This window comes from Flammeovirga aprica JL-4, assembly GCF_012844305.1.
Classification (GTDB): Bacteria; Bacteroidota; Bacteroidia; order Cytophagales; family Flammeovirgaceae; genus Flammeovirga; species Flammeovirga aprica.
Map to the genome: position 1 here is coordinate 13,342 of NZ_JABANE010000056.1, position 19,030 is coordinate 32,371.

Consider the following 19,030-nt stretch of genomic DNA (forward strand, 5'->3'; position numbering starts at 1 on the left):
GATTTCCTTTGTTGAGTGCTAGAGCAAATGAAAAAAGATGTTTCGTACACCATAGTTAAAACTATGGGTAGGTAATACTCCAACCTCATCAAGACTGAAATCTTGAAGGTTGGTAACGTGGGCAACACTTCAGTGTTGGTGGAGTCAGTATCACTTGCCCATGACTTCAGTCGTGGTGCACGCTATATTATCTCTTTCCTTTTGTCCTGGTACTAAAAAGAAAGAAGTAGCGGTTATTTTTTACCTGTCGCTACATCAATCAAAACACCCTTTTAAGCTGCTATTTTTTAGAAGTAAGTATAAGGAAAGAAGTAAAGGGATTTAATGTCCGCTTACTTTATTCCAGGTACTTAAACAAAACACAGAAGCATTTTTTATATAACAGAATAAAGTATGAAATTAAAATTATTACAAAGCAGATTAGGTTGGCTTACAGCCTTTTTCGTTGTGGCCCTTTTGGGAACCACAGCACAATTGCATGCACAAGGTGCTTATCATTATTACCATCACGCTGAAAAAAGTATTGGTAAACTAAAACATATCATAGGAGGTCAAGTAAGCAGTTATTCTGATCCTTCGGGAATGATTTGTGAGGATGTCATTCGTTTCAAAATCAATGACAATGAAAACTCTAGTTTGGTGTATCAGATGGGTGGAAAATTGGACCTGTCAGAAGATCAAAAGGTTTCAGTGCAAATCTACCTTGCATCACCTGCAGCACTTCTGACCAATAAAACACTTGCCTGTGCACTGAAAAGTGATGGAAATCCAGATGCTCAAGCTATTCTGACAAAAGAAATTTCAATGTACGATCAATGGGTGCAATACACTTTTGATTTTGCTGATGCACCTAAAGATGTAGCTTTTAATGAATTGTATTTTTACTTCATTTACAACGATACAGAAAAAGTAGGAGATGGCCTGCAGTTTTATATCGATGATATAAAAGGACCGAAAATTACGCCGAATCAAATTGTAACAAAAGCCTCAACAGATCAGGAGGGCAACAGTGTGATCATTGATTTCATCAATCATGAAGGTATAAAGTCGATTATCAATCCATCATTTGTTATTCGTGAAAAAACAGAACAGGCAGCGGTTATTCCCACTAAAAGTGTGTTGGTTACCAATGATCAAATACAATTGGTACTTTCAAGAAAACTGAAGGCAGGAGAAGAAGTGACACTTGCTTATGAAAGTGGAGAAGTGACAGACAATGCAGGAAATAAGCTTGCCGTTTTTGAAGGATTGGATGTAGTGAATAATAGTACACAAATGGAGCTTACGCTTTATCCTTATTATAACTTTGGTGAAGCTTCTCTAACTACTATTAATGGTTCTAATCGTTACACGATTAATGAAAACTATAAATATGAAGACGAAATTGTAGGACAGTTGGTAAGAGGCGGAGAAGAATGGGTTGATATCAGCTGGAAACTTCCAGAAGGTTTTGCCTTTGATTTCACAACCACAAAATCGTTCTCTATAGATGTAATGATTGAAAACACAGGTCAGGAAAATGCCAATAGAGAGATTGCGATTGGAGTTGGAAGTAAATTATCAACGGCTCAGGTGGTGAACTGTTATGGACAATGGAAACGTTATTATTTTGATCTATCAAATATTGCGGATGAAGATTTAGTCGGAAATCAATCGGTGAAATTTTATTTAGCCCCTGCCGATAATAAGAAAAAAGCTGAAGGCTTGACGTATTATATCGACAATATAATGGGTCCAAAATTACAACATACAGCCATCATCACTTCTGCAGCTTTAAATGAAAATGGTAAGGAAATTACATTAGATTTACTGACTCATGCGTCAATCAAAACAGTGGATAATGCAGTATTTGTAGTGAAAGCAAACGGTACTGAAATTCAGGGAGTACAATTTGAAAACAATGAAAAAGGGTTTGTTTTTAAACTTCCGAATGCCTTGACATCAGAAGACGATGTGACAATTTCTTTTACTGGAGGAACGGTTGAAGATACGGATGGTATTACACTTGCTACTTTTGAGGACAAAGCGGTAGAGAATAACATGGGAGAGGTGCCTGCAAAAGAGTATCCTTTAGTAACGTATCATAATTTTGATGAAACTGATGCAGCTCCATTAAGTTATGAGCGATTCGCTTCTGTGGAGATCGTTGACAATCCTGATAATACAGGTGTGGTCAGCAATGCAAAAGTGACCAAGCTTACAAAAGGTGACTTGAATGATACTTATATCAAGCATCGTTTTGATGAAGTGCATATGAGTGAAGCCAAAGCCTTTAAATTCTATTTTTATCACCCAACAGGAGAAATTGAAGCCAATCAGCATGTGTTGAGCCTTCGTTTCAGAGGACCAAATAATTCTTTTGCTAGTGTAGATAAAACCATCAAAGCAGAAGACGGATGGCAAGACCTTGTTTTTGACTTTACAGATGTTCAAGCATCTATGAATAATGAAAGTGGAGACAATGTAAAAGTTTCGATCGATCAGGTAAGCTTTAATTACATGGAACTGGTTTTATTAGGTAACAATGCAGGTGGAAATACATATTATTTATCAAACCTAAGAGGGCCAGAAGCTAAAGCAAAAGATGATGCTTCATTGAATGCGATTTTTGTAGACGGTCAATTAATTGATGGCTTTGAGAAGGGCAAAACAGCTTATACTGTATCTTTCCCTTATGGTTCTACTGCAGTACCAACGGTTTCAGTACAGACTAGTCACCCTAATGCAGTGGCTGAAATTACTCCTGCCGCTAACTTGACTGAAACGACTAAAATAGTAGTGACAGCAGCAGACGGAAATACTACAGGTGATGAAATTGTAATTTCTTTCCAAGAATCACCAGCCTCTACTAACGCTGACTTAGCATGGTTAAAAGTAGATGAAATACCATTATTCAACTTTGATGCAAATTCTCAAAATTACGAATTGAAGTATCTTTATGGCACTACGCGTAAGCCGGTGATCAATGCGGAAGCCATGGATGAGCAAGCAAAAAATGTGGAAATTACCCTGCCAGATGCTTTGCCAGGTAATGCAACAATTACGGTGACAGCACAGGATGAAAGCACAAAAGTATATACGCTAGCTTTGTTATGGTCACAAGGATCAAATAACACAGATTTAGCTTCTCTTAAAATAGAAGAAGACTTGATTGAAGGTTTTGAAGAAGCAAAAGCAACTTATCAAATAGAATTGCCTTATGGTACTGAAAAAGCACCAGTTGTGACAGCAATGGCAAAAGATCCACTTGCAAGAAATACAGTTGTTGCGAATGGAATAGATGGACAAGGAACTGCCCCTGTCGCTACAACGATCACAGTGACTCCTCAAGATGGAGCCGATAAGGTATATACGATTAATTGGGTTTGGCCAGCACCTTCAGATGACGCCACACTTTCAGCCTTGTATTTAGGAGAAGGAGAAAGCAAAGTGATGATCAATGGTTTTGCACCTGATATCTTCACATATGATTATGAGTTGCCTTTTGGCACAACAGATGCACCAATTATCAGTGCTACAAAAAGTCATGACGGAGCGGTAGTAACGTTGACACAAATCAATACCTTAGAAGGTACAGCAACAGCAAAAGTAACAGCACAAAATGGTACTTCGGAAAACACTTATTCTATCAACTTCACAGTGGCAGAAGAACTTTCACCAGATGCGAGTATTGCTTCAGTTACAGTAGACGGTGAAGCATTTGCTTACGAAGCAGGAACAGAGAACTACACAGTTGACCTGCCTCATACCGCTACAAGTGTACCTGCTATTGTTGTAACTGCTACATCGACAGCCGCTAAAGTAGTTTATTCTGATATTAGTAGTTTAGATGAAACACTAGTGGTGACAGTAACTTCTCAAGACGAACAAAATACAACTGTAGCACGTTTCAGCTTTAACATCTTGCCTCCACCTTCATCAGACGCCACATTGAAAAGTATCACAGTTGGTGGTGAAGCGTTAGCATCTTTTGAAGCTGAAACATTGAATTACACATATGTTTTAGAGCCTGGAGTAGAAGCACCGACAGTAACTGCTGAAAAGAATGATGCACAAGCAACTATCGAAGTAACGCAAGCAGATGCTCCAACGGGATCAGCAACAATAAAAGTAACAGCAGCAGATGGTACGGTACAAACATATACGGTAACATTCTCGGTAAGAACTTTATCATCAGATGCCACATTGAGTGCTATTTATTTAGATGGAGAAGCATTATCAACTTTTGATGCAGGAACATTGAGCTATGCTTACAGTTTAGGGTCAGAAGCAATAGTACCAACAGTTACTGCGGATAAGAGTGATGCACAAGCGACAATCGAAATAACGCAAGCGGATTCTCCAACAGGTTCAGCAACCATAAAAGTAACGGCAGAAGATGGAACGGTACAAACGTATACTGTAACATTCTCAGAGCAACCATTATCCTCTGTAGCCACATTGAGTGCGATTTATTTTGATGGAGTTTTAATAGAAAACTTCGAGATTTCGAAAACGGATTACACGTTTGAACTTTCAGAAATTCCAGAAGTAACAGTGGAAACAGAAGATGCTAAAGCTACAGTTGTAATTGATGTAGCAGAAGCGTTGGGTGAATTGACTATTATTACAGTGACGGCAGAAGATGGAGTTACAAAAAAGACGTACACTATCTTAATGAAAGAAAGTCAGCCACTATCCTCTGAAAATCAGTTGGCTTCAAAAGTAAAAGTATTCTCAGGTTCATATCAAACCTTGACTATTATTTCTCAAGTAGATTTAGAAGGAAGTGTATTGATAGTAAGTGACTTGAAAGGTGCAGTTATAGTGCAACAATCAATTACTAGTGCAGAAACAAAAGTTTCAGGATTGAAAGCGGGTATTTATATCGTACAAATTGTAAGCCCTAAAGGCCGATTGACGAAAAAAGTGAAAATCTAATAAGAAGATAATGGATTAAATAATTGATTCAAGTTGTGGTCTAGGAGATGCGATTAAAAACATCTTGGCTAGCCACAACATGAACCATTTATTCCCATCATCAAATTTTTAAAAATAAAAGAAATGAAATCTATCATTGTAAAAAGTATACAGTCTCTTGTATTACTATTGACACTTTCTGTGTCATTATCATCAAATCTTTTAGCCAATGATGGCGCCTCTAACAAAGGGAAAGTTTTCTTGACAAAAGAAATGGCAAGTGCCAAAGAGTCGTATTGGAGAGTCATGAACGACAAGTCAGTTTCAGGAGCAAAACTGATGATTAAAGGTAAATCTTTTGAAAAAGGATTAGGCGTACACGCAGACTCAAAAATCACTTTTGATGTAACACCTGACTATAAACTTTTCCATGTAGTACCCGGTGCAGATGATGCTCACCACGGTACAATAGAAATGAAAATAATGGTAGACGATAAAGAGGTTTACAACAGTGGAAAAATCAATAGCGAACGTCAGAAATCACCAGAATCAGTGACGGTAGATTTGGCGGGAGTAAAAAAGTTAACACTTGTAGTGGAACAAGCTGAAGATGATAAAGGCGGTGATCACGCAGATTGGGCAGATGCTTATTTTATCACAGACCCTGAAGCTGTAGCGGCGGCGAATAAGGCTATTGCTGAGAAAGAAGCCGCTGCCAATGCTGTGGCAAATGCAGCGGCTAAAGCCCGTGTTTTGAACAACAATAAGATCAAGGTAAAAGAAAAGAAAAAAGTATATGTTTCTAAGTCATTGATGTCATCAAATAAGTCGTATTGGAAAGTAAATGAAAACCAATCAGTATCTGGAGCCAAAATTCAGATCAAAGGAAAAACATTTGCAAGAGGTCTTGGAGTGCATGCTAATTCTAGAATCAGCTTTTCAGTAAAACCCGATTATAAATATTTTCATGTAGTGCCAGGTGCAGATGATGCTCATACAGGTACAGTATTAATGAAAATTTTGATAGACGGTCAGGAAGTGTATAACAGTGGAAAGATCAACAGAGAAAGTCAACCTTCCCCTCAATCCGTTATGATTGACCTGAAAGATGCTCAGAAAGTAACATTGGTAGTAGAGGAAGCAGATGGCGATAAAGGTGGAGATCACGCGGATTGGGCTGATGCTTATTTTGTCAACAAGTAATTATAGTTCAGTGTAGATTGATTGGTTAGCCAATTAATAATATAACAGGTATAGGAGGAAATAGAAGTAGTATCATATTTATTAATAATCTTCTATACAAGGTAAATATTTATATAGGGCAGGTATTTTATACTTGTCCTATTTTTTTATTGTGAAGGGAATATTTTTGAATGAAGTCTGAAGAATGATGAACTATGATTCGTATAGGGATTACCGCTCTCTGTAGAGCCACAATGCCTTGTGGCTTAAGAACCACTATAAATACCACTATACGGGCCACAACAAGAACCATTTTCCTTCATTCATCATTCTTAATTCTTCCTTCAAAAACCTCTTTTCAGTAAGCTAATGAAAGAAATGAGAATATGCTTTTACTCTTTTTTTAAAGATGATAAAGTATCAAAAGGATTTGGATTGTTTTTATTTCAGAATTATCCTAAAGCCAATATTCTGAATCACTTATATCATAAAAAGGTGTTAAAAATGGAATAAAAATATTTTATTTAAGCGTAAAAAAAAGATAGAAAACATCCTTAATACTATCAAAAAGGCCTATTTTTTCATTTCCTATATTTCCGCAAAAAAATGTTAAGATCAAGAAAAGAAATCAAAAGTGTAAAACATACATTTGGATTGAATTATTATTTATTACATTTTAATCTTTATCGAAATGGGAAAAAATACCATTTTATACTTTTTAATCTTTTTACTTCAACTATCGTTTATACGGGTGGCTGAAGCACAAGAAAAGGTGGTAGTAACGGGTGTGGTAAGTACCACTTCAGGTACAATTCCTGGAGCAACTATTGTAACAAAACGAGATCCAACTTCTGGAACTATTTCTGACATGGATGGGCAATTTAAGCTAATGGTATTGCCCGATGACATCCTTAAGGTTTCTTTCCTTGGTTATAAAACTGCCGAGGTACCGGTGAAGGGAAGAAATTTAATCAAAATTACTTTAAGAGAACAAGCAACAGAGTTGGATGCTGTAATTGTAACAGGTTATGGTAGTACAGCTAAAAAAGAAGACTTAACAGGTTCAATCAGTAGAGTAGATTCGGAAACTTTAGAAAAGACAAATACCGCTTCATTTGAAACAGCACTTCAAGGTAGAATGGCAGGTGTGCAAGTGACAACAACAGGTGGTCAGCCAGGTGCATCAGCCGCAGTCAGGATTAGAGGTGTGACTTCTATTGGTGGTAATTCTGCCCCTTTATATGTGATTGATGGAGTGCCATTACAATCGAGTACAGCCAATGGACTACAACAAGAAGAAGGTGGTGCCATGAGTACCATTGCTGATATTAACCCTAGAGATATTAAATCTATTGAAGTGTTGAAAGATGCTTCCTCAACAGCAATTTATGGAGCTTTGGGTTCTAATGGTGTTATTCTGATCACAACACGACAAGGAGAAGAAGGAAAAGCCAAACTGAATGCTTCTGTAACACATTCAACACATGTGTTGCCCTCTACAATGTATAGAGATGTATTGAGTGCAGCGGATTTTGTATCAATGAGAGAAGAAATTGGTTATAATGATAGATTAAGTGATAGTGTGAGAACGGCGATTCAAGAAGGTAAAATTGCTACCGATTGGCAGGACCTTATTTATCAGCAAGGACATACTACGGATGGTAATGTAAGAATTTCGGGCGGTGCCAAAAAGTTTAATTTTTATACTTCTATGGGACTTTATGATTCGCATGGTATCATTCCCAACTCTGGCTATAACCGTTTTTCATTTAGAGGAAATATGAATGCCAACCTCTCGCGTAAATTTAAGATCGGTACAACAATGGTGTTCAGTAGAAGTACATCTAAAGTGGTGAACACAGCAACCAATTTCCAGCAAGGAAACGGTCAAGGTAGTGTGGTTTTACAAGCTTTGGAAGTTTGGCCTACAAAAGAAGCCAACGGCAGGGATGTGTTAACTCAGAATTTATATGAGATTAGTGAACAAAATGCCAATTCTCCATTAGTCAACATTCATAATAACATTCAAAACTATTTGGCAAGTACGGTAAGTGGCAATGCTTATGTAAAATATCAGCCTATAGATAACTTCTCTCTCGAAAGCCGAATCAGTACGAATATTTCACAAAGAGAATCTTCTCATTACCGTAAAAGAGAAGTAAGAGTTGTCAATAATAATAACACAGGCTGGGGTAGAAGAAGGTTTAGTTTCACGAGTGTGACCAACTTAAGAAACACCATGCACTACCGAAAAAAGATTGGCGAAATTCAAACAGACAATCTACTAGTAGGAGAACTAAGAATGGTGGACAACGACTGGGTACAACAACAAGCCAAAAACTTCCCTTCTGACGAAACACTTTATTATGCAATGGGAAAAGCCATAGAGCAATACCCGTCTATTGGTGGAAATTCTCAAAGTCAAATGCTTTCAGGTTTAGCTCGATCAGTTATTAGCTATAAAAATAGATATATTCTTACAGCTTCATTACGTGCAGACGGTGCTTCTCAATTTTCTGAAGGAAATAAGTGGGGCTATTTTCCTGCAGCAGCATTATCATGGAAATTAAACAATGAACGTTTTTTGAAAAATGTTGAAAAGCTGGACCTGCTGAAACTGCGTTTAGGTTTTGGTACGAATGGTAGCCCTGCCGGTCAAGTGGGAAGGTCTTTGAATAATTATGGAACCGAGCTAGTGGTTTTTGGAAGAAATCAAACACCTTATTTCACTTACGGGGCTGAAGGGTTTACTAATGATGCCTTACGATGGGAAATGACCAAAGAGTGGAACTATGGTTTGGATATCGCATTGTATAAATCAAGAGTGACACTGACGGCGGATTACTTCAAAAAAGATACGGATGATTTATTGTTGGAAACAGTTATTCCAGCGTATGCAGGTGCATCAAGTGGAACTTCTAAAGGACTTCTGAATATGGGAGCGATCAGAAATGAAGGTATAGAACTTTCTTTAACGACGACCAATATTGAAAAGTCGAATTTCACATGGACCACTACTTTTAACTTTACTTCTGTAAAAACAACTTTTACTAAACTCAGAACAGACTCTTTAGCGGCAGGTTATTCTAATGGATGGACGAACGGCCCTACGCAGCGTCTAGTGGTAGGTGAAGAATTAGGAACTTTCTTTGGGTTGAAAACGGATGGTATCTATCAGTACAGTGATTTCAGAGAATTCCAAGGGATGACAACGGAAGAAGCGGCCAAAAAGTACCGTGAGGATATTGCGAATACTCCTGGTAATGCTCCTGAATATACGCCTTGGAAGGAAGGGGATAAAAATACAGCACTTTTTCCTGGGCAGAGAAAATACTTGGATCTTAATAAAGACGGTGTAATTAATGAGGAAGACAAAGTGATGATAGGTAGAGCACAACCTGATTTTACATGGTCTTTCAATAGTAAACTGACCTATAAAAGGCTTGAACTAACGGTGTATATCTATGGAGAGCATGGAAAAGATATTGCCAATATGAACAACTGGACCTTAGGCTTCCTGAATGGTAATAACAATACTTTGCAGTCTATTTATGATAAAAGATGGACACCAGAAAATCCTAACAATCTTCATCATATAGCAAGAAAAGGCAACAATAACAGAAGCATACTTTTCAGTGATAATCTTATTGAAGATGCATCATTTATTCGACTGCAAAGAGTGGATTTGCGTTACCGTTTTGATTTCAATAAGGTAAAAGGAAGTCTGACGCTAGCAGTAGATAATCTTTACACATGGACCAATTATTCGGGTTACAACCCAGATGTGTCATTGGGTGGTAATCACTCTTTAAAGATGGGGCATGACTACGGTATTTACCCATTGCCTACATCATATAATGTTGGTTTAAACTTAAATTTCTAATCTGATGAGACTACATATCCTCAAGAAATATATTACAGTAGGTGCGCTTTGTTTAATGACATTAGCAGGATGTCGAGATTTTTTGGAAGAAGAAACAAAAGGCTTACTCAGCGAAGAACAAATACCTCAAAATTTAGAAGGTGCTCAAGCCTTAGCTTTTGCTCCTTATCAGATTTGGGTAGAAGGAGCTACACTTTATGGGCGTTGGTTACACCTTTGGGAATTAGGTACTGATGACATGTCAGCCACTTCTTCCCGCAAACCCGATGGAATGATTGCTGATCACGTAAGACGTCAGGTCAACCCCAATGATGCCCGTATTTATGGTGATATTTGGGTACCACTTTGGAAAGGAATTGAAGATTGTAACAAGGCGATTGAATTGATTCAGAAAATAGAACCTGTAGAGATTGATACCACAGGAATTGAGCCTCATCAGATCAATCAGTATAAACAGATTGAAGCGACATTGATCACTGAAGAGAGAAAGAAAGCACTGATAGGTGAGGTGAGAACCATGAGAGCGTTGAACTATTATTACCTTGTGAGAATGTGGGGAGATGTGCCATTTGTGACTAAATCTCAAAACAAATTCAGTGAAATGGAAATGCAACCAAGAGTGGATGTAGACAGTATTTATTCAACATTGATTGAGGAGGATTTGAAATATGCCATCTCAGTACTGCCAGAAACTTATCCTGATAATTTCAGAGGAAGGATGACCAAATCTTCAGCTAATGTGATCTTGGCAGATGTTTATCTTACAAGAGCGAGCTGGAGAAAAACAGCTGCCGGACCATTGGTTAAAGGAGATCCTGTATATTATGATTCTGCCATGAAATATTCTTTAGATGTGATTGAAAATACAGCAGGTTTCCGTCTTGAAGAACAGGAGATGATCATTGATGGAGATACAGTTCCTGCATACGGTATACCGTGGGTAATGCCGTTTTCAAATGAATCTTTGGTGGAGTTTGGTAGTAAAGCGGGTATTTTAGGAGAAGCGATTCCACTTACTGAATATGCATCATCTAATCATAAAACAGATGCTTTCTGGAGAGGTAAAGCACAAGGACAGAACATGAGAGGAGGTTCGGGTTGGTATATGCCTACGCCAGACTTATTCTTATCTTTTGAACCGGGTGATTTAAGAAGAAAGTGGGGAATGCTCACGAAGTCAAAAATGTATGATGGAGGCATGGGTTATTCAGCACCAATGTTTCACAAGATGGTTTCTCCTAACCGATATAAAAGACGTCAGACAGAATCAGGTTATACTTCCAATGATGATGACTTGCATTTTGTAATGTACCGAGTGGCAGATGCAATGCTAATCTATGCAGAAGCTGCCAACGAAGTTTATGGTGGGCCGACCGGAATGGCTTATGAGCAAATCAATAGACTGAGAAGCAGAGCGGGATTGCCAGATCTTTATCCTAATAAATCACAGAATGAGTTTAGAGCATCAGTATGGGAAGAAAGAAGAGCTGAACTACACGGAGAGTGCAAGCGTAAGTTTGATTTAGTACGTACAAACCGCTTGAAACAGAAAGCAGGAAATAGAGAAAACTTCTATTATACGAATTCCAATCCTGATCTAGAGGCAGAATTAGGAACTAGTGTTTACAGCACAACACAAGATCCTGTGGTCTACCCTGAGCACGAATACTTGTGGCCAATATCACTCAATGAGCTGAGTATTCATCCTCATTGGACTCAAAACAGTGGTTATTAATCAAAAATGATGTATTAAGATGAAACATATTAATCTATTTAAATATATATCCTTATTGTTCTTTGTGTCGTTGATAATTGGTTGTCAAGATACTGAAGAGAAGGACCAAATTCCTCCTTATCAAGGTGAAGAGGAATTAAGAATTAGCCCCTGGCAGTTACCCTTTCCCTTAAGACAAGGTGATTCACTTACATTTATGGCGTATTCTAAAGTACATGATGAAGTGATGGATGGGGTTTCATGGAGAGTGCTCAATCACCCTGAAGTTTTGAGTATAGATGATAAGACAGGGGAAGTAATAGGCTTGCAAGAGGGTTACGCTACTGTGGTGGCAACGAATGAGATCACAAGTCAAGCAGACACATCTTATGTAGTTGTTGCACAAGACCGTACACCCGTTGTTACAGTGAGCCGAGTTTTGATCAAAGTAGATGAAGACACTGAAGTGGAGAACATCGGTGTTCCATTAGGCAGAACTACACAAATTGGTGCATTGACAGTACCTTATGATATTGCGTATATGGGACTGATCCGATACTATTCAGAAGACCCTTCTATTGCAACAGTAGATCAATCGGGAAAAATTTCAGGAAAAAAACTAGGCACCACTTTTATTGGGGTTGAAACCTTAAATGAAGATGGTGACAGAATTTCAGATATTCTGATTGTGGAGGTAACGAACCCTGTTCCATTGACAAGCATTACTGTTAAAGATGATCCTATCATTATGTTCAAGGACATCACAGCCGTTCCGGAAGTTTCTTATTTACCAGAAAACGGATCAGAGATTGATTTCCTTTATTTCAGTACCGATAAAGAAGTATTGGATGTAGTGGAAGAAAAGACCTTATTGAAACCTTTAAAAGCAGGAGAGACCTCTTTATTTATTTCAAATGGAAAGATCTCTGCGGGACCATTTAATGTAAAAGTGATAGAACTGCAAGGACTCAGCATACGCTCTAAAACAGGAGGCAACTTTATGAAGAAAAGCGGTCAATATCTTGATTTGGAATGTACAACACTTGACGGAAGCAGTGTAATTCCAAACAAAAACTTAGAGTGGACATCATCAGACGAAAGTGTGCTGGTAGTGGATGAAAACGGAATCGTAAGATCAGTAACAGGAGATGGTACTGCTACAGTGACGGTAAGAACAATTGTAGGGGAAGAACATATTGCTCATTTTGAAATTAAAGTACAGTCAGAAATTCATTATTTCAGTGTCGATAACCCAGACAATATCAATATACCGAAAGAAGACGGTATCATTCATGGTGGTAACCTGCAACAAGAAGTTGTAGTGGGAGAAAATGCCTCTGGTGAGCAAAGTAAGTTATTGAAACTGACACGTAAAAAACATCAATGGGCAGATATTAATATCAAGCTTGAAAAAGAAATTGACCTACGTTACAACGGTCTGTTTTCAGTATGGGTAAAAGTGGAAGATCCAGGAAGAGAGGTGACGTACAAAAACCTTGAAATGAGAATGTCGCAGGCTGGTGAGAATCCAAGAATGTTAAGACAAGAAATCAGAGTAGATCCTGAGAAATACGGACAATGGGTAAGATATGTCTTTGATTTCTCTGGTGTAGAAGATCCTGATGACCGTGTGTATACCAATGTAATCATTCACTTCGCCTATAATGATTTGGATTACAACAATGAAGCAACAACTTCTGAAGGGATGGTCTTCTATGTAGATAAAATTACAGGTCCTCATTTGAGAGATTGATCTAGGAGGGTTAAGAGTTAAGAATTAAGAGGGAAGAAAAATGGTTCGTGTTGTGATTCATAATAAGGTTTTACAATAATTATTGGATCTCAACATTGACCACCTTCCTTCTTAACTCTTCCCTCTTCCCTACTCTCCCTTCCCACAAAAAAACATCGTCATAATAACAAAACAATATGAATCATTGTGATAGCTTCTTTATAAGAAATGCTTTCCATCGTATAGTATTTACAAGTATCATTTTTCTTTTCTCTATTACCGTTGAAGCAGTACATTGCACAACAGCCAACTCGATTTTTTCTTCAGAAGAATGGAATAATGCATTGAATTGGGAAGGTAGAAGAATCCCTGCAAGTGGCGACCATATTTCCATAGCACATGATGTAATTATTGCTTTTACTACCACTGAGTTTAGCAGTGTAACGGTAGAAAATGGAGCAAGTTTATCAGTAGCTACCAAAGGAAATTTGACGCTGAATACACAAAATGGAATTTTGACCGTAAATGGAACAGGGGCTTTTACTATTTCTGGCGGATTATTTACAAATGAAGTGCTTTTAAAAGGAAGTGGTACTTCTACAATCAGTACACCGAAAATCATTATCGTAAAGCATAATTTTAGTGTGTCAGAAGAGGCGGTTTTGACCATCACAGGAATCATTGCCAATACCAATTTTGAAGTAAAAGAAAATGCAAATGTCACTTTCACAGAAGGAGGAAATCTTTTTGAAAATGAAATCCTTCTTATTCAAGATCAAGCACAAGTAGCTTTTGCTGAAGGTTCAATTGATACTAAAAAAGTAACGCTAGAAAATGAAGGAAAGCTTTTGAGAAATGCGATGGCTGAAATTATTGAAGTGGGTCAACTTTCTATACATGGAAATTCATCTTTTATCGTCAAAAGATCAGAGAAAGACCCTGAAGAAATTATATCTTCGATACCTTTATTAGACAAAGATATCAGTTTTAAAGTATATCCAATTCCGGCATTAAATCACATCTATATAGAAAGTGAAAATGCAATGGATTTAAAGGAATGTGACTTTGAGATTTTTGATGAAGTGGGCCGTAAATATCCTCTATTTGATAAAAGCTATCAAACGGAACGTTGGCAACTTGCAGTTCATCATTTACAGAAGGGTTTGTATATTCTTAAAATTTCAAATCAGAATTTAGTGAAAGTTGAAAGAATACTGATTCAATAAAAACAAACATTAGAAAGCATCAACTTAAACACAACACATCAATAACAATTTCATGATCCCTCTTCAAGATTTTATTAATCAGACGCTTCATTGGCGACTGAATTTATATGCCCTTTTTCTTCTTTCTTTCGTATTCACTCCACTATTTGGAACAGAAAACGAAGACCCTATTATTTTGATCAGCAATGATATAAATATTGATGGAGGCTTTGTGTCATTGACAGGCGGTGAAGTTCAATTTTCCAATCATCCGGTGTTGAATATTAATGGAGACAGTGCCACAATTATCATGGACCGTTTAAATGCAGGCACAGAGGAATCGGCAGTAACGATCAATTTCATTTTTAATGAGAAGGGTATTAGTAAAATCGTTAGCAATGAATGGATGTCTTTATCACACGCTATTATCACTGTTGATGGGAGTGCTTATGCGGGTGATACAGGAACGTTTGAATTATTCAAATCCAATAACCTGATGGGTGACGTTCCAATACACTTACTGGTAGATTTTCCCGGCTATAAAAGTACATTTAGTAAAAACGACAGTAGTTGGTCAGTGACTTTAAGGAAGATGGAAGAGCTTCCCTTTTCTTATTTCAATATTTTTCCTGCAGAAGAAAAACAAACTCTCCCTATTACAGCGAGCACTAAAATTACTACAATAACTGATACCACTGCTTCACCGTCCACTTCACCATGGAAAACATTTGAAGACGATGCCAACACCTATTTTGATGAATCCATCATTAATGATGAAAAGTCAGTACTATTTGCCTCCATAAAACATGATGCTGTCAATTCGGATAAAAGTTCATTTGAGATGAGAATAGGGCAAGGTGGACAGGTTTATTCTATCCGTAACAGTACCGGAAAAGAGGTGATCCCGCCACAACATAGAGAAGCAACAAATAAGAAAATGGCTCCTTGGATTGATGAAGTTTTTCAGTTGATTCAAGTCAATATAAAAAAGCAATACGACACCTCAACACCTCACTATTTTATTCATCAAGCAGGCACTTATTTCTATGCAGATCATATGGAAAAGCCCTTTTACTCCCCCGTCTTGATGTCGGCTCAATTGGATGAAAATACTTTTGTGATGGCAAATTGGGCTCAACAGGGACATTTAGATAAAACCACTGGAGATAACATACATCACTCAAAGTCTATCATATATACAAAATACAGTGTAGTTGCAGAAGGTGTAGTTGAAGTGACACATTTAGCGTACAATTTTGGGGAAGATGAACTGGACTTTTTCAATGCACCTTGGGGAGGCGTACGAATGACGACTTATCCTGAAGTGATGTTGGGTGAAAATACAATTGATGGTACTGTAACAGGAAAATTTTTTAAAGAAATGCCGGGTTATACAACTTCAGAATCAACATTTGATATTCGTAATACTGGAGGATGGTTGCTTTATGGTGCCGGTACATCAGATACCGATGAAGCAATGGCTTTAGTTTTTGGTAAAGATTTTACCGTGAACCCCAACAGAAATGACGTGTTACGTTTTGGAAGTGCTTCAAAAAATGGAAACAATGAACCTGAAACAGAATGGAGAAATTATAATGTGACGGAAGTAATCCGTTACCAGAATTTGACAGAAGGACAGTCGCTCTTAGCACGTTATTATTATGTGTTTGGCAGTGTCAGTGAAGTGAAAAATTTAATTGATGATCATGATCTAGTACAAAGTACGAAGGTAGAAGTAGTTTCAACATCAGATGATGGCAGGGTGTATAATTGGCGTCGTAATGCAGTGGGTGAAAAACCCGTTTTATACGGTATAGCACCCGTACATTTACAGTTGAGAAATAACCCTGTTGATATAAATTTCAAGCCCGTTTTCTTGATCAAATATGATGATCAATATATTCCAACTTACGACCCTTATAAGTATACAGAAGGGAAACCTTTCAAGCGAAATACCCAATATATTGGATTATTAGGCTACGCCGATACAAGGATCTATGATGAGAAAGATTTGTATTGAAATGAAGATGGTTCAACGGTATACTTAGTAAAGTCTATTCTACCCCAAAATGAAAATAATACTGTTGGGGTGTTGTATTGCAATGCCCTAACCAACTACCATAAGCATCACATCAAAAACCATTTTCTTACTTCTTAACTATTACATCTAAAAACTATCGAACTAACATTCAATCTGAAAAATAAAGAAAAAAGAACACCCTTTTTAAATAAACAGTCTGCTCCCAAAACAATGAATTATTTACTTTTAATTTTTATTTCTATGAAACATGAAGAACAATTGCGACTAAACACACCTGAAAATTCTTTTAGTGCTACTAAAAGTACTCGACCCTATTGGAAGAAATGGAAGGGAGAAAAACTCTTCTTTATTTTAAGTGTGTTTTTTCTATTAGTAACCTTGACAGCAAAAGCCACCTCAAGCGATGATGGTGACATTTCAATAGATCAAGGAACCTACAGAATTGAAGGTACAGCCCCTTATGATATCATTGAGATCAGTGATAACATGAACATCACAGGAGGGACAGTAGAATTAGTGAACGGACAAGTCAAATTTTCCAATCATCCCGAAGTGAATATCACAGGAGATGAGGCAAGTATTACCATGGATCGTTTGAATGTCAACTCAACGCAAAGTGCCGTTACCTTTAATTTCACTTTCGGAAACAATGGAGTCAGTACAGTAGAAACCAATCAATGGATGACGCTTTCGCACATCACCGTAAACGTAGACGGAAGTGCTTATAATGGCGGTGAAGGGACTTTTGAGTTGTTCAAATCCAATAACATGACGCATATTGGTGAGATTTATTTATGCGGAGGATTTCCGGGTTTTAATGCTACTTTTAGCAAGCAGAACAACAATTGGGTAGTGACTTTGAGCAAAGCGTTAGAACTACCGCAAGCCTTTCTGGAAATTATACCTACGGACGGACAAGCTTCAATTGCTACCAATGGAACGACCAACATTTCTGCTATAACGGACAGTAAAGTGCCTTTTATTGGTTCACCATGGACTACTTTTGAAGATGACCCCAACACCGCCTTTAATGAGACTATCATCAATGATGAAAAAAGAGCCGTCTTTGCAGTAATCGAACATGATGCAAACGGTTCATCAAAGCGTTCTTTTGATATGGGAATTGCCAAAGGTGGACAAGTATATTCTATCAGAAATGGAGCAGGAAAGGAGGCTGTCCCACCTCAGCATAGAGATGCTACCAATAAGAAAATGGCCCCTTGGATTGATGAAGCTTTCCAGCTTGTACAAGTGAATATTGAGAAACTGTACGACAAATCTACCCCCAAGTATTTTATACATCAAGCCGGAACCTATCTCTATGTAGATCACATGGAAGAACCGTTCTATTCCCCAGTCCTTATGTCCGGTCAGCTTGATGCGAACACGTATGTAATGGCAAATTGGGCACAGCAAGGGCATTTGGATAAAAACGTGGGGGCTAATGTGCATCAATCCAAATCGATTATTTACACCAAGTATAGAGTAGTAGCAGACGGGGTGATAGAGATTACCCATTTGGCTTATAATTTCGGTGCAGATGTTTTAGACTTTTTCAATGTCCCTTGGGGTGGAGTAAGAATGACCACTTACCCTGAGGTGATGCTGGGTGACAAAACTTCAGACGGTTCCGTATCAGGAGAGTTCTATGCAGAAATGCCCGGTTATACCAATGCGTCATCCACATTAGACATCAAAAATACAGGAGGCTGGCTTCTATATGCGTCAGGGAAAAATAATACAGATGATGCAATGGCCCTTGTCTTCGGAAAACAGTTTGCAGTCAATGGCAGAAATGATGTAGTTCGTTTTGGAAAAGCAGCTAATAATGCAGCAGGAGTCCCCGAAACGGAGTGGCGTAATTACAACGTTACAGAGGTAATCCGTTATCAAGATCTCAATGAAGGCCAAAGCATGTTTGCCCGCTACTATTATGTATTTGGCAGTGTAAGTGAAGTAAAAAGTTTGATTGACCAATATGATCTCGTTGAAAAAACCAAGGTAGAAACGATCTCTTCTTTTGATCAAGGACCCTTGTATAAATGGAGACGCGGTAGTGCAGGTGAAATGCCAACACTTTCAAGTAACGCTCCCGTCCATCTGGAACTTCGTAACCGTCCGGTAAACATCAATTTCAAACCTGTTTTTCTTATCAAATACAATAACAATTATATCCCAACATACGACCCTTATAAATACACTGATGGCACGCCCTTCAAACAGACAACACAATACGTAGGCTTGTTGGGGTATGCAGATACCACAGTGTATAGTGAATCTGATTTGAACTAAATCACCTATTTATAATAACGAAAAATGGTTGATGTGGAAGATGAAAAGTTTGAGTTTTTAAAAACGGAGCAGACAGTACTTA

8 protein-coding genes are annotated in these 19,030 nt (G+C 37.8%); all 8 read left to right on the forward strand.

Annotated elements, in window-relative coordinates:
• The first annotated feature begins 393 nt into the window (after positions 1 to 393).
• The 8 genes from HHU12_RS19320 to HHU12_RS19355 all read left to right on the forward strand — a co-directional run bounded on the left by HHU12_RS19320 (position 394) and on the right by HHU12_RS19355 (position 18,948).
• Positions 394 to 4,920 (forward strand): T9SS type A sorting domain-containing protein, encoded by a 4,527-nt coding sequence (locus tag HHU12_RS19320; RefSeq protein ID WP_169658381.1) that lies wholly within the window; start codon positions 394 to 396, stop codon positions 4,918 to 4,920.
• A gap of 123 nt (positions 4,921 to 5,043) precedes the next feature.
• Positions 5,044 to 6,102: an NPCBM/NEW2 domain-containing protein gene (locus HHU12_RS19325; RefSeq protein WP_169658382.1), complete on the forward strand. Its 1,059-nt coding sequence runs from the start codon at positions 5,044 to 5,046 to the stop codon at positions 6,100 to 6,102.
• 670 nt (positions 6,103 to 6,772) lie between these two features.
• Positions 6,773 to 9,964, forward strand: a complete 3,192-nt coding sequence (locus tag HHU12_RS19330; RefSeq protein WP_169658383.1) for a SusC/RagA family TonB-linked outer membrane protein — start codon at positions 6,773 to 6,775, stop codon at positions 9,962 to 9,964.
• Positions 9,965 to 9,968: 4 nt separating this feature from the next.
• Positions 9,969 to 11,699, forward strand: a complete 1,731-nt coding sequence (locus tag HHU12_RS19335) for a RagB/SusD family nutrient uptake outer membrane protein (RefSeq protein ID WP_169658384.1) — start codon at positions 9,969 to 9,971, stop codon at positions 11,697 to 11,699.
• Between the two features lie 19 nt (positions 11,700 to 11,718).
• On the forward strand, positions 11,719 to 13,431 hold the full coding sequence (locus HHU12_RS19340; protein ID WP_169658385.1) for an Ig-like domain-containing protein: 1,713 nt from the start codon (positions 11,719 to 11,721) through the stop codon (positions 13,429 to 13,431).
• A 176-nt stretch (positions 13,432 to 13,607) separates the two neighbouring features.
• A complete protein-coding gene (locus HHU12_RS19345; protein ID WP_169658386.1) occupies positions 13,608 to 14,636 on the forward strand; it encodes a T9SS type A sorting domain-containing protein in 1,029 nt (342 codons plus the stop codon).
• Between the two features lie 52 nt (positions 14,637 to 14,688).
• The gene (locus tag HHU12_RS19350; protein ID WP_169658387.1) at positions 14,689 to 16,635 is read left to right on the forward strand and encodes a hypothetical protein; all 1,947 of its coding nucleotides are present in this window, start codon (positions 14,689 to 14,691) and stop codon (positions 16,633 to 16,635) included.
• A 261-nt stretch (positions 16,636 to 16,896) separates the two neighbouring features.
• Positions 16,897 to 18,948 (forward strand): hypothetical protein, encoded by a 2,052-nt coding sequence (locus HHU12_RS19355; protein ID WP_169658388.1) that lies wholly within the window; start codon positions 16,897 to 16,899, stop codon positions 18,946 to 18,948.
• Positions 18,949 to 19,030: the final 82 nt, after the last annotated feature.

Coding starts and splice junctions, on each gene's coding strand:
- HHU12_RS19320 (WP_169658381.1), top strand. CDS start 394: ATGAAATTAAAATTATTACAAAGCAGATTAGGTTGGCTTACAGCCTTT.
- HHU12_RS19325 (WP_169658382.1), top strand. CDS start 5,044: ATGAAATCTATCATTGTAAAAAGTATACAGTCTCTTGTATTACTATTG.
- HHU12_RS19330 (WP_169658383.1), top strand. CDS start 6,773: ATGGGAAAAAATACCATTTTATACTTTTTAATCTTTTTACTTCAACTA.
- HHU12_RS19335 (WP_169658384.1), top strand. CDS start 9,969: ATGAGACTACATATCCTCAAGAAATATATTACAGTAGGTGCGCTTTGT.
- HHU12_RS19340 (WP_169658385.1), top strand. CDS start 11,719: ATGAAACATATTAATCTATTTAAATATATATCCTTATTGTTCTTTGTG.
- HHU12_RS19345 (WP_169658386.1), top strand. CDS start 13,608: ATGAATCATTGTGATAGCTTCTTTATAAGAAATGCTTTCCATCGTATA.
- HHU12_RS19350 (WP_169658387.1), top strand. CDS start 14,689: ATGATCCCTCTTCAAGATTTTATTAATCAGACGCTTCATTGGCGACTG.
- HHU12_RS19355 (WP_169658388.1), top strand. CDS start 16,897: ATGAAACATGAAGAACAATTGCGACTAAACACACCTGAAAATTCTTTT.